Source organism: Undibacterium sp. Rencai35W (assembly GCF_049340185.1).
Classification (GTDB): Bacteria; Pseudomonadota; Gammaproteobacteria; order Burkholderiales; family Burkholderiaceae_D; genus Undibacterium.
Genome location: NZ_JBMPPC010000010.1, coordinates 26,444 through 40,219, shown reverse-complemented (window position 1 = coordinate 40,219; position 13,776 = coordinate 26,444). Strand labels below are relative to the sequence as shown.

Here is a 13,776-nt window from a genome sequence, read left to right as displayed (position 1 = left end):
ATGGCAATTACTGTGCGATCAGACTGACATCATCCACCAGGAATGAAGTTGCAGTGACTGAACCTTCAACACCGAGGAAATAAATGCGGATGGTTTGACCTTTATAGGCGCTGAGATCAAAGGTTTTGTTCAGATAGGTACTGCCTTTGTTCAGATTGGAATAGGTCGCCAGTGTCGCGAGTACGGTATTGCTGCTGTTACGTACCTGTACTTGCAGGGTGTCATATGCCTGCGTCGTTGTTGTTTCATCCGAGACGACTTTCAACCAGAAACTCAGCGTCGCCGATGTGCTGGCGGACGGGATAGTCACTTGCTGATAGATCGAATCTGTATGCGCCGCACCGTAGCCGTTCATCCATGCTTTGTAGGTTCCTGCATGTGATGCTTGCGTGGTGTCGGAGCTGACGACGCCGCTGGTGGCTGTCCATGATGTGCCGCCACTTTCAAAGCCGCCATTGAGTATCAGCTGCGTTGAGGTGGTGTTGTTGACGGTGAAGCTGACGGCGCTGGAGGTGCCGATATTATTCGCCGCATCATAGGCTTTGGCAGTCAGGCTGTGCGTTGCATTGCTCAGCGTTGAGGAGGCCAGTGTCATCGAGTAAGGCGAGCTTGTGCTGGAACCTTTTAAAGTGCCGTCGACATAGAACTCGACCTTGGTCACACCGACATTGTCCGTGGCTGTTGCTGACAGGGTGATGGTACCGCTGCTGCCGCTTTCCGAGGCGCTGACCGTCGGTGCTGTCGTGTCTGCCGTGGCGTTGCTGACGCTGAAGCTGACCGAGCTGGAGGTGCCGACATTGTTTGCCGCATCATAGGCTTTGGCAACCAGTGCGTGCGAGCCATTGCTCAGTGTGGCTGAGTTCAGCGCCAGGCTGTACGGTGAGCTGGTTGCGCTTCCTTTTAAAGTGCCATCGACATAGAACTCGACCTTGCTGACGCCCACATTATCCGTGGCAGTGGCTGCCAGGGTGATGGTGCCGGACGTGCCAGTTTCGCTGGCGCTGACGGTTGGTGCCGTGGTGTCGCCGCTACCGGTCGTTTGCGTTACCCAGACTGGTGCTGACCATAAGATATTGCCGTCATCCTGGGTAATTTTGGCATAATAAAAATGTTCGCCGACGGATGGTGTAATGGTGGTCGATGCCGTGCTGGAAAGCAGGCTGACTGTGCCGTTACGCCCAGGTACACCTTCATACACCGCGACTGTTGCCGCAGTACGGCCTGTGCTGCTGGCGAAGTTGGTGACCAGATTCAGGCTGCCGCTATTGGAGAAACGTTCACCCATGACATGACCATTAGCGGTCAATACCAGTTGTGAATTTTTATCCATGGTCGCAAAGACACGGCGCGCTTTTAAGGCAGCAATAAAATTGGCGCTATTGAGTGCGCTGCCGTTTGGCAAGAGAACGCCGGTACGATTGGTGTAAGACGCTCCCCAGTTGGCGCAGTGATTATCCTGATCAGTACTAAAGGCTACGTGATAACCGGCTTCCAGGGCTTTATTACAGGCGCCCTCGTAACTGCTGCGGCTAGTTTCTGTTTCGGTTGTATTGGTTGAGAATGCTGAAGTATTCAGCACTTCGCACAAGACCATGGCTTGATCGCCGTCCGCTGTATAGCCGAGGTCAACTCCGCCCGCATTGAACTGACCGCTGCTGGACGGATGGTTGAATTGACCGATCCAGCCGCGTGAGCGCATCAGGGTGTACAAGGCGGCGTAATCGCTTTTTGCTGTGTAGGTATCGCCAATCAGTTGGTTGCTGCTGTTGTATTCCCACTCCAGCAGTTCCGTTGTGTTGAAAATATTCATGTGACCGCCATTGCTGATCACACCCCATTCCAGGCCGTAGATGCCGAGGAAGTTTGGATGAGATGAGTTAAAGCTGGTCGCTGCTGCCAGACCGGACTGGAACAAATTCTTTGCTGTAGTCGGACTGGCGGAGGCATTGGTACTGTCTGAGCCGTCATACATGTGGTTATGTTCCGAGGTCATCAAAAAGTCCAGACCGCGATTCAGTGCGTATTGATATGCATCCGTCGGGCCGAGGGCTGCCGACTGCGGATTTTGTGCACCGGTACAAGAGCTCAGCGCTCCGCCGCCATCGCTGTGATTGGTCTGGCTGTGCAAATTGCCGAAGTACACTGTGTATGGCAATGAGTTTGGTGCGGCTGCGAATTGACGCGTTGTAGCGCTGACACTGCGCGTGGTATTGGTTGTGTTGGTCGCGCTGGTTGCTGTTACCTGCGCTGCTTTTGCCTTGGTTGGTAAGGCACTGAAGGCTGGCATGACTGGCGCAGCTTTGGTGCCGACCAGCATAGGCCAGCTTTGCGTGATGATTTCTTCCTTGCCTTTGAGCAGAACACTTTCGACAATTTTTTCCGGTGTGCTGGCACCTGCGGCGAGCGCTGATAATTTGGTGGTGTCATTTGCCGTTGCGGTCAGGCGCACTTGGTAGATGCCGTCGACCATACTCGCGCTGCCGAAGCGGCGGCCAGCCCACAGGACTTTGGCAGTGACGGTTTGTTTCAGTAATTTTTCTACGCCATACCAGCGGTCGACAACTTTACCGTCCGGCGCGACCAGTTCCAGGCGCCATGTGACGGACTGCTCTTTTTGCAGCAGAGGAAAGTCGAATTCCATGGTGAAATAACGTGATTCGTTACCGGCACGGAGTGCGGCATCCGCACGAAACGGCACGTGCAGTGTTGCTTCAAATTCGTGATGGTCAGCGATTGAGGCGTAGACGGTACTGCCTGTACTGAGTCCGAGTGCGCAGACCAGACTGAGGTGATATGCCAGCTTTTTGAGCTTGCTGCCCCGGCCCTGATGTTGCGTTAAACCTTGTAGTGGATGTTGCATGAATTGTTTCTCCCTGAAAGCGATTTATAAATAGATCCGGGATCGTCCGGACTGATTTTGTTTCTACACGGGTAAATCTGAAGCAAGTTCACTGCTAAAAACTGCAACAAGATCGATACCGCATGAGGGAGAGCAAGCGATCCCGTAGCAGACTTTTCTTGTTGTGGACTGCGTTCCTTTTGCCGGAACTACAGACCGATACCGACCCTATGAAACCGGTAGTGATAACGTGGTAGTCATAACGCACTGCAAATAGCGCTGCACCAGATGTCATGGTGGTGGCCCATAGGAACCTCATGACGGCCAGATGAAGAACATGGCGTTATCAACGTTTGTGTGAAAGTCTGTGACAGCGGATGGATCAGCTAACTTCTTTGGTGCAACTTAAAGAGGATTTTTTATCCAAATACGCAATCGCTTGCGCAAACGTTTGCGTATTAACTGATGTATAAACAGGCAAGTCAAGGGTTTGTGTTTTATTTAAGAGAAAGTGTTAAATATTGTTGCGTATTTCAAACGGATTGCCGTGATGCACAAATTTATTACATCTTAGTGACCGTTATTTGTGCGCAATCAGCACTAACTTAGTGCTAAAAAACATAAAAATCGTTTAAACGATTTATTGACGTGGTTTGGGATGTGAGTGTCCGTTGAGGATGCGGGCGTCGGCTATCCCGCATATCGGATCGCTGCATCAGGTGGATTTACGATGCGGACGATGCTCTCTTGCTGAACCGGGATGTTAGCTTTTGCAGCAGATCATCGATATAAGTAAACACCACCGGCACCACCAGCAAAGATAATAACGTCGATGTGATCAGGCCACCGATCACCGCAATCGCCATCGGTGCGCGGAAGCTGGGGTCGATGCCGATACCGAGTGCAATCGGCAGCATACCGGCACCCATGGCAATGGTTGTCATCACGATAGGGCGTGCCCGCTTATGACCGGCATCGAGCAATGCCGCCCGGCGTGACATACCATTGCGGCGGGCGACGATGGCGTATTCGACCAGCAGAATCGAATTTTTTGTTGCAATACCCATGAGCATAATTAGTCCGATGAGTGACGGCATTGAGAAGGCGCTGCGCGTTACCAGTAATGCGACAAACGCACCGCCGATAGACAGCGGGAGCGCTGCGAGAATCGTGACTGGCTGCATAAAATCATGGAACAGCAATACCAGCACCATGTAGATACACAGCACACCGGTGAGCATGGCGAGGCCGAAGCTGGCGAACAGCGTTTTCATTTCTTCGGCATCACCGATTTCCATACGTGTGACTCCCGCAGGCAGATTTTTTAAACTAGCGAGCTGATCTACTGCGTCACTGACTTCACCCAAGGTCTGATCATTCAATTCGATATTGAATGTGACGTTGCGAGACCGATCCATTCTGCTGATCTGGGTCGGGCCACTGCCCATGCTCAGATCGGCAACCTGGCCTAGCATGACGTGAGTATTTTTACCTGGCACAGAAAGCTGTGCCAGCTGACTGATATCCGACCGTGCCGTCACTGGAAAGCGCACTACGACCGGTATTTGCCGTTCCGGTAAATTCAGTTTCGCCAGACCGGTATCGTAATCTCCGACGGTGGCGATACGGATCGTTTCGGCAATCGCGACCGTGCTGACACCGAGATCGGCAGCGCGAGCGCTATCAGGGCGGATCACCACCTCAGGACGTAGTAGGCTGGCGCTGGAGCTGATCGCCCCGACACTTGGCAGTGTGCGCAGATCACGCAATACAGCTTCTGCCGCGCTATTGAGCGTCTCCGGATTATCACCGCTCAGCGCCAGCTGGAACTTCTCACCACTACCGCCCAGACCAATGCTGGTGCGTACTCCTGGTAAAACCTGCAAGCTCTGACGCAGTTGGGCTTCGATGGCGGTTTTACTCTCGCTGCGCTGAGAACGCGGGCTTAAGGTGAGCGTCAGATTCGCTTTATTAACTGAGCTGATACCGCCTTCTCCAAACGGATCTGAGCCTGCGCTGCCGCCGCCCACGGAGGTATAGATTTTGACGATATCTTTACGTTTTTCGAGTAATTTTCTGGCTTGCTCGGCTATCGCTAAGGTGTCCTGAAAACTGCTGCCCGGCGCCAGTTCGAGTTTAACGACTGTTTGTGAACGGTCATCTGGTGGCACAAAGCCGGTTGGCAAGAAGGGGACTAATGCCAGTGAGCCAAAGAAAAACACACCTGCCAATATCGACGTCATCAGCCGGTGTTCCAGACACCAGTCAGCAAGTTGCATATAACGCTGCATCAGCTTGCTGTCAGCGGCGGGATGAACAATTGGTTTTAAAAAATACGCCGCCATCATTGGTGTCAACAAGCGCGCAACGACCAGCGAGGCGATCACAGCCAGTGCTGCGGTCCAGCCAAATTGTTTAAAAAATTTACCAGCGATACCGCTCATGAACGCTGTTGGTAGAAATACCGCAACCAGGGTAAAGGTGGTTGCAATTACTGCTAATCCTATTTCATCCGCGGCTTCCATTGCGGCCTGATACGGCGTCTTACCCATGCGAAGATGCCGCACAATATTTTCAATTTCAACGATCGCATCGTCGACCAGAATGCCAACCACCAGAGCCAGCGATAGCAGTGTGACGGTATTCAGCGTGAAGTCAAAAAGATACATACCCAAAAAGGTCGGGATGACCGACAGAGGTAGCGCCGCCGCAGAGACTAGTGTTGCGCGCCAGTCCCGCAAGAACCACCAGACCACCAGCACCGCCAGCAGAGCACCTTCAAATAGCAGATACATAGAACCATTAAACGATTCCTGAACCGGTTCCACCATGTTGTAGGCTTCGTCCAGTTTCAGATCGGGATGTGATAACAGTAATTTGTCGATTGCCTCGCGAACACCTTTGGCGACGGTGATTTCGCTGGCACCACGGCTTCGTGTTACTTCAAATCCGACTACAGGTTTACCATCGAGCAGCGCGATGGAGCGGCGCTCTGCTGCGGTATCTTTTACTGTCGCAATCTGTTTGAGTTGGATGCGACGACCATCGCTTAAATTAAGTTCGAGATTGGCAAGTTCATCGGCACTGGCGACCGTGGCAACGGTGCGGACAGCCTGCTCCTTATTACCAACGCCCGCTCTGCCGCCAGACGCATCACGCTGTACTTGCCATAGTTGACGGGAAATTTCTGTCGCGGATACATTCAATGCTGCCATTTCTGTGGGGTGTAATTCGACCAGCACTTCACGGTTCACGCCGCCGACACGCGCGACTTTGCCCAGACCCGGCACTGACATCAATGCCTTGGTCATCTGATTGTCGACCAGCCAGGACAAAGCTTCTTCATCGAGCTTGGACGAGGCGACGGTGTAGACCAGAAACGGTACGCCTGAGAACTCCAGCTTGCTGATGATGGGGTCTTTGACATCGCCAGGCAATTCACCGCGCACGGTGCTGACGGCATTTCGTACATCGTCGAGTGCTTCGATGATCGGTTTTTCGAGGACGAATTCAATTGTCGTCAGCGACACGCCATCCTGTACGGTCGAATATAAATGCTTGACGCCCTGCATGGTACCGAGAGCGTTTTCCAGCTTGCGGGTAATCTCGGTTTCTATCTGTGCCGGTGCTGCACCGGGCAGTGCGGTCGATACCGTAATCATCGGCAATTCGATATCGGGGAAATCCTGCACCTTCATCGTATGAAAGCCGAGCAGGCCTGCCAGCGTCAGTAAAATGAACAGCAACAGTGCCGGTATCGGTGTTTTGATCGACCAAGAAGAAAAATTAATCATGCGGTATCCCTGTACTTCCTTTGTGCGTCTTCTGAGCGTCTGCAGAATGTTTTCAGAATGTTTTATTTACCGCTGACGGATGGGTTGTCATTGCTCTTCATGGTCGCGGCATCGACGATACGCACAGTGTCTCCATCGGCGAGGAAGCCAGCGCCGCTATCAATGACTTTGCCCAGCTTATTGACGCCTGTGGCCTCACCGGCAGCGCTCAGGATTTCGGTGCGGCCTGCCAGCGTCCGGCCTGTGGTGACGCGAACTTGCCGGGCTTTGCCTATGCCATTACTGCCTGGGGCGTCGACGACGAAGACGCTGGCATAGCCATCGCGCAATACCAGTGCGGCACTTGGCACGGAGGCGGCATTATTGTCACCTAGTAAAAACTCGCCTTTGGCAAACATTCCTGGACGGATGTTTTTTGTGTTTCCTATTTCCGGCAAGTCGACGTAGACGAGAGTTTTACGCGTTTGCGGGTCGATCGTGGGTGCCAGCATGCGGACTTTACCTTTGATACTGCTGCCATCATTGGCAATCATCATCACATTTTGTCCGATACTGATGCGTGCACTTTCTTCGGCGGTCATTTCAGCACGCCATTCAAGCTTGCCCTGACGTATCAGGCGAAACAACTCTTGGCCGCTTTGCGTAACCGCGCCGACTGTTGCAGCCCTGGCTGAAATAATGCCGTCATCTGGCGCGACCACATGAGTTTGTCTGAGGCGCAGCCGTGCCGCTTGTAAGCCGGCCTTTGCCGCCGAGACTCTTGCCGATGCGGTGTTTCTCAGGGTGGCATATTGGTTGATCTGCTGGATGCTGATGGCGCCGCTTTCTTTCAATTGCATGGCGCGACGGGCATTGCTCTGGGCTTCTGCGAGATTCGCTTCAGCCTCGGCTAATTGCGCTTCTTGCTGCGCGACCTCTGTATTGATCGTGTCTGTTGAAAAGCGGGCGAGTACCTGGCCGCGTTTTACCTTATCGCCGATCTGCGCCGATATGTCACTCAGGCGGATGCCATTGAGCTCCGCACCGATAATCGCTTCTTGCCAGGCTGCGATGCTGCCGTTAGCAGATAAACTGCTGGCCCAGTTTGCTGTTTGTACCGGTGCGAGCGTGACGCTCAGCGACGGACGTCCGACGAGGCCTTTGGCACTCTGGTTGCCAGTGGATTGGTCGGCCGTCTGCGCTTTTCTAGCGAAGACAAACAATAACAACACTAAGGCGACGCCTGCGATGGCGATCAATTTAAAATGCTTGAGTGCGTACTTCATGTGCCGACTCCGGATGAGTTTTTTTATTTTTGTTCGTTGTGTGCGATGGGTGAGTCTGGTGAACTGGCCGCATCGGACCAGTCACCACCAACCGCTTTGTATAAGGCGATCCAGGCGCTGGCCTGATCGCGTTGTAATTGCAATTTTTGTTGCTGACTGGCGAGCTGCTGTCTGAGTGCGTCTTCTTTTTCCAATGTGCTGATACTGCCCGCTCGCAGGCCGGCCTCTGCACTTCGCAAAGCTTGTGTCCGTGCTGTATCGATTGCCTGATAATGGAGTAGTAGTTGATTCGCCGATTCCAGCCGGACCAGTGCTTCCTCGACTTCTTTGATGGCGACTAAGCTTTGCTGACGAAAGCCTGAAAGGTTCTCTTCGTAGCGAGCCGATGCGCTATCCACCGCGGCTTTGCGTTTACCCGCATCAAACAAGGGTAAATCCAGACTTGGCCCGAATGACCAGCTACTATCCCGCACCGTTTGACCGGCAACGCGCACGCCAAATACATTGATCGATCCCAGTAGTGAAATTGAGGGATAACGCTTGGCTTCTGCAACACCGATTTCCGATGCGCTGGCAATCAGTGTCTGTAAAGCAGCACGCAAATCAGGGCGTTTTAGTAACACATTTGCTGGTATGGCTGCGACGGCGAAGCTAGGGACCTGCGGTAATTGACCGTGTACACCAGTCAGCAAATCCTTCAGTTCTGGCTCTGGCATTGCTGTCAATACCATCAGCGCTTTTAGCACGATGGCGCATTCGCTCATTTTTTGTTGCCATTGTGTTTGTGCACTGGCGAGTATGGCTCTTTGCTGTGCCAGATCAAGTGGTGAGACAAAGCCAGCAGCGGCTTTTTGCACAACTAATTCCAACGCGAGCTGTTGCGATTGGACGGTTGCTTGCTGCAAACCGGTTTGCGCCTCGCAATGACGCAAGCTGACATAAGTGTTTGCCACCTCGGCTGCCAGGCTGATTCTTGCATCATGCCATTCGAGTTCCCTGGCATTGAGGCGTGCCAGTATCCCGCTGCGGGCGATCGATACAGCGCCAAACAGATCAATTTCCCAGTGCGCGTCGAGCCCCGCAATGGCGGTCGTTTGTTTTGTACTTTGTAGTAATTGCGGATTACGGCCATTCGTCACGCTGGCAGTCAGATTCAGACTGGGCCAGAGCGCAGCACCTGCTGCGCTGGCATCGGCACGCGCTTGGGCGATACGTGCAGTAGCTTGTGCCAGCGTATGGCTATGTTGCTGTGCATACGTCTGTAATGCGCTGAGCGTGGGGTCATTCCAGCTCGCCCACCAGTGGCTGAGTTCTGCCAAGCGAGAGCTATTCGTTTCTGTGGATACTGTTGCATTGGTATCGGTGCCGGCATCGGAGACTTTTGCATACCATTGCGGGGCACTCTCGTGAAAGAGTTGTTGATCCGGTTTTTTTGCGTTCAGGCTGCATGCAGCAAGCATCCCGCTCATACAGACAGCAGCTAGGGCGTTGCTCGCAAATCGTCTGGTATGACGTGCCATGTAAAACCTTTCGCAGCATTCTGATGCGAATACTTAGTTAGTTCGGGAGTTGTCTCGCCCAGAGGGCATGCAGTGAAGCTGGAACGCGCCATATTGCTTCAAGCAAACTCTCTTGTCAGAGGCTCTTAGCAGGCTCTCTTGTTTTTGGGCAATGATGATGCCCTCGTGACACAGAGATTGTGTATTGACCAGAAGCTAAGGTCAAATTTTTTGATGCAAAAATGACCTTAACGTCCGAATACTGCGGAATTTGTCACGTATCGGTGACAGGCGCTTGATACGTGACGATGTTGCCCGAAAAAATAGCGGACGAGACAAACTTAGCCGCGCAGGGCTTTTAGTTGCGTCTCGGCATCTTCTTTCATACGTTTTTGCAGTTGTGGTTTGAAACTCAGTGCTTTTTCGAATGTTGCAATCGCCTTCACTTTATCGCTGATGGCTTGCCAGCATTGCGCCATACGGTAGTAGGTGTAAGCATGGGTTTCAACGGCGAGTGCTTTTTCAAAATAATTCAAGGCATCTTTGTGTAATCCCTGTTCCTGCAACGCCCTTGCCATACCATAAGTACCAGTATCTTTATCCGGAAACCGTTGTTGGATCTCCTGAAAAATCCGCGTTGCCTCGGTATATTTTTTTTGTTGTACATACAGGCCGCCGATGTTTTGTAAAACACCCCGTTGCATGTCGCTGAGTACGTCAGATCCCGATACATTGACAGATAATGCGGAGGATTCGGCGCGCGCGAATTTTTCGTCAGATAAATCAAGTTTGGCCTGCATCAATGTACTGGCGGCAGTACTGATCTTTGCTGTTTCGTTGATGAAGTTTTGCGCTTTACCCTTGCCGCCGCCAACGATGCCCGGTGCCTGCATGTAGTACTGTAAAAGTCCGTCACGGGCTGAGAAATTTTTTGGATCCAGTTCGACGGCTTTCTGGAATGCGTCACGGATTTTTGTCGCATAACCGATCGCGGACATAATACCGCCCATCATTGCCTTGGTACCGAGTACCTTTCCGAGGCTTTCCTGACATTCTGAATTGCTCGGATTCGCGCTGATACATTGTTCAGCAAGCTTGCTGGCATCATCCAGGCGACTCTCTTTGTTCTCCATTAAAATCAGATCGATTTTTGCCAGTAATGCATCAGGATTATTTGGCTCCGTACGCAACTTTGTACTGGCAAGGCGCTCCACTTCATCATATTTCTTTGCTTTGAACAACGCGCTGTAGTCGTTGGCGAAAGCGGTTTGCGAGGCCAGCAGTGCGATGGCGAATGCAAGGCTGCTGCGGGTGAGTGTGGTCTGGTGCAATTGCATGGATGATGCCCTTATGGAGTGAGCAAAAAAGAGAGGCGGAGGATAATGACCATCGGGTTCAGATGATCATCGTTTGTGATTAACGCGCCAGAGCTGGTCATGGTTGACTCTCAGGCGCACCGTAATTGTAGGGCGGCCTGGTGAGTTAATGCATGCTGCTAAGCAGGATTTGGATAGGATGTTGATTGACAGTAATCAGGCCACGTTGCGGCCGGTCGAGGTCAATGATGGAAAAAATAACCAGAGCCACTAATAAAGCAAACACACTGGTCGCCATCAGATTACGGTTGCCGATGGCGCCGCAGGCATAGCCACTCAGCGCCGCAGTCAGCAAAGCCGAGATAAAGAGCAGCCAGAATACGGATTCCGGGACATGATTTTCGCGGGCATCGTTTTGTTCTGCACTGACGTCAATGGTGTCGTTAAGTGCCTGCACAAAGAGGGAATTATGGATCTGCCGTTCACGCCTCAGTTCACTACTTGCGATGGTCCAGATGTCGTCTTGCAACTTGCTGGTGAGCTGACTGATGTCTTGCTGTTTTTTTGCATCGATACCGGTCTGATGCGCTGCAAGCCGGACTTTTGCATACTCTTTCAGTTTGGCTTTGACCAGGTCTTTCACTGCCGGATCGAGCAAGTCACTGCGCAGATAGCTTGTGCCGATTGCATTGGCTTCTTTCAGAATGACGCCTTTGCGTAAATCATATCGTGCAGATGCCATGGCAAAAGAAAACGCAAGCAATAATCCGAGCAGTGCTAAGGCGGCACCCATCAATGTAGAAAATACCGAACTGGATTTTTCATACGCCAGAGGATCGCTACGGGTGCCTAGACGATAACTTAATTCAATGACGATAAATAAAAAAATCAATAAAGTGATGGCGATTTTCCATGCGTCGATCTGATACAAAATTTCCATGCGATTGGTCCTGATCAATAGTCAAGTTGATTGCGACAGATCCATTTAATGAGGTGGCTTGTCGTTCGTTTTTTCTGCGGAGTTTGCTTGTGTGTCCGTTACCTCAGCGAGCAGATCTTTCGGAGGCAGGAAAAAATCTCTGGTGCCTGTCATAAAACGTTTCCAGAGTAATCTGTTCAAGGTATTGCCCTGACCAAAACTGACTCGTCTTGAGCGTAGCGCCACCATCATCGCCAGGCTAAAACTCACTCCCAAATTCACCAGCCCGATCAGCATAATGCCACTCAGCGACGTGGCAACGACTTGCCACGACATCACATGATCCAGCCCGACCAGAGCAAAAGCAAAGTTCGCACTCGAAAACGTAATGTGCCGTATATCAACCGGCAAACCAAAAAACACACCTAGCTGGCCTATGGTGCCCAACATCACGCCAAAGAAAAAATTACCTGCCAAGGCGCCGAGGTTGTCGCCAATATAGTCAGTAGTACGTTGCAGCCGCTGTTCTCCTAATAATTTTCTGAGCCAGACCAGTTGACGCAGGCGCGCCGGAATATTCGAATAACTCGCCTTATTGTCGTAGTACCCCGAAATCAGTCCTGATAAAAACAGACAGACGCCTGCAATCGCCGCATGCGGTAGTGCGAGGCTGTGAAAGGGATCGATATCCCCTAGCAAATGATGGGCTTTATCTGGCGAGACCAGGTGATGACCATTGATCGCATACCATGCCCAGGCAATTGCGTAGGCAGTTGGTATCGCGAGCCCGATATTACCGATAATCGCAATAAACTGCGAGCGCAAAACTCGGACGATCAGCTCGACCAGTTCATCGAGTTTTTGTTTGCCCTGATCGATCGATCTGGCAATCAATGCCGCCGTCATCGCTGGCTGCTTGGTCGCGATTGTCATGTGCAAAACATGTACCAGCATGAAGCCAAAGGAATAATTCAAACTGTACAAAACAGCATAGCCAAATGGCGCCATGATCAGTTTGCTGAACAGAATTTTGATCATCGCCATAAAGCCGACAATGAAGCCCGCTCCGAGCGCAGAGCGCATCATGGCGTACCATTCGCTGCGGTTGCTGGTGACGTAGTGTTCGCCGCTTTTGCCGGCACGCTCGGTCATTTGCAGTGACAGCAACTCGGTATTGGTTTGCATCAGGTCGCGAATGCTGCTGCTTTTGTTGTCTGCCAGTACCAGTTCTTTTAACAGACCAACGCCGATTTTGTTGGCATCATTTGTGCTGCGAGAATCCAATAAACTTAGTATCGTCCTCAAGCGGCGAATACTCTGTGTCAGGCGTAACAGCAGACGCGTCAGGCTGACGGATACACCTTGCAGTGCTGCTACTTTACGGATTTTTTGTACGACTTCTTCACATTGCGTCAGCAGAACTTCAATCTGCAAGCTATCCTCGCGCTCAATTTTTTTATCGATCAACCAGTTGCTATATTGGGTCACGTAATCGTTGATGGCATCGTTTTGACGCAGGAAAGGGGATTCGAATTTTTCTATATCAGGATAATTTCTGACCAGTTCAGCTTCCAGCCCGATCGTGGTGATGCGATAAGATAGAACCTGTATCGCACTCAACACATCGTTGGTCAGAATCGCGTAGGTAGCACGCGGATTGCTGACCCTGGATCCCAGACACTGAAACAGATCCAGCCAGATTTGGTCCGCGACACCGCCGACCCAATGGTGATCCATCTTTTGATCAAATAATAGTCCGAACACATCCTTGATATAGTCGTCATTGACTAGCGGCGGTAAGAATTTTTCTGCAAATCGTTGTGATGCAGCAGCCCAGAAACCGATGTTTTGAGTGATGCCGGTATCGGTCAGCAGATGAACTGTCTTGCGAGTGGTCAGGATGCAGGCAAGGTATTCGCGCAGTTCTCTGGCACGAGCTGGATGCTGATGCAAGACGTAACACAAGGCGCGAATATTATCAGTCGCCTGATTGATTTTATGCGGGTGGGTGGGGCGTAGGCAGGCAATCAGCTCGCGTAAAAAACGGATGTCGCGATACGCAGGATCTTGCAACCTGGCTTCTGCGATACGGCTGAGGATGCTATCTATAGACAATATGTTCTCCTGTTCCTTCGGACGAAAGA

At 51.7% G+C, this 13,776-nt stretch carries 7 protein-coding genes; all 7 read right to left on the bottom strand.

All coding sequences use genetic code 11. The features are described from left to right. Positions 1–7 precede the first annotated feature (7 nt). Positions 8–2,860 carry an Ig-like domain-containing protein gene (locus tag ACO0K3_RS18175; protein ID WP_422987055.1) on the bottom strand — a complete coding sequence of 951 codons (2,853 nt, stop codon included), beginning with the start codon at positions 2,858–2,860 and terminating at the stop codon, positions 8–10. Between the two features lie 704 nt (positions 2,861–3,564). Beyond that, positions 3,565–6,633 carry an efflux RND transporter permease subunit gene (locus tag ACO0K3_RS18170; protein WP_422987053.1) on the bottom strand — a complete coding sequence of 1,023 codons (3,069 nt, stop codon included), beginning with the start codon at positions 6,631–6,633 and terminating at the stop codon, positions 3,565–3,567. A 62-nt stretch (positions 6,634–6,695) separates the two neighbouring features. Next, positions 6,696–7,898 carry an efflux RND transporter periplasmic adaptor subunit gene (locus ACO0K3_RS18165; RefSeq protein WP_422987051.1) on the bottom strand — a complete coding sequence of 401 codons (1,203 nt, stop codon included), beginning with the start codon at positions 7,896–7,898 and terminating at the stop codon, positions 6,696–6,698. A gap of 23 nt (positions 7,899–7,921) precedes the next feature. Further along, the gene (locus ACO0K3_RS18160; RefSeq protein ID WP_422987049.1) at positions 7,922–9,418 is read right to left on the bottom strand and encodes an efflux transporter outer membrane subunit; all 1,497 of its coding nucleotides are present in this window, start codon (positions 9,416–9,418) and stop codon (positions 7,922–7,924) included. Between the two features lie 320 nt (positions 9,419–9,738). Further along, positions 9,739–10,734: a tetratricopeptide repeat protein gene (locus ACO0K3_RS18155; protein WP_422987047.1), complete on the bottom strand. Its 996-nt coding sequence runs from the start codon at positions 10,732–10,734 to the stop codon at positions 9,739–9,741. 145 nt (positions 10,735–10,879) lie between these two features. Next, entirely contained in the window at positions 10,880–11,653 is a 774-nt protein-coding gene (locus ACO0K3_RS18150) for a hypothetical protein (protein WP_422987045.1), read from the bottom strand. Between the two features lie 45 nt (positions 11,654–11,698). Then, entirely contained in the window at positions 11,699–13,747 is a 2,049-nt protein-coding gene (locus ACO0K3_RS18145) for a site-specific recombinase (RefSeq protein ID WP_422987043.1), read from the bottom strand. Between the last annotated feature and the right edge of the window lie 29 nt (positions 13,748–13,776).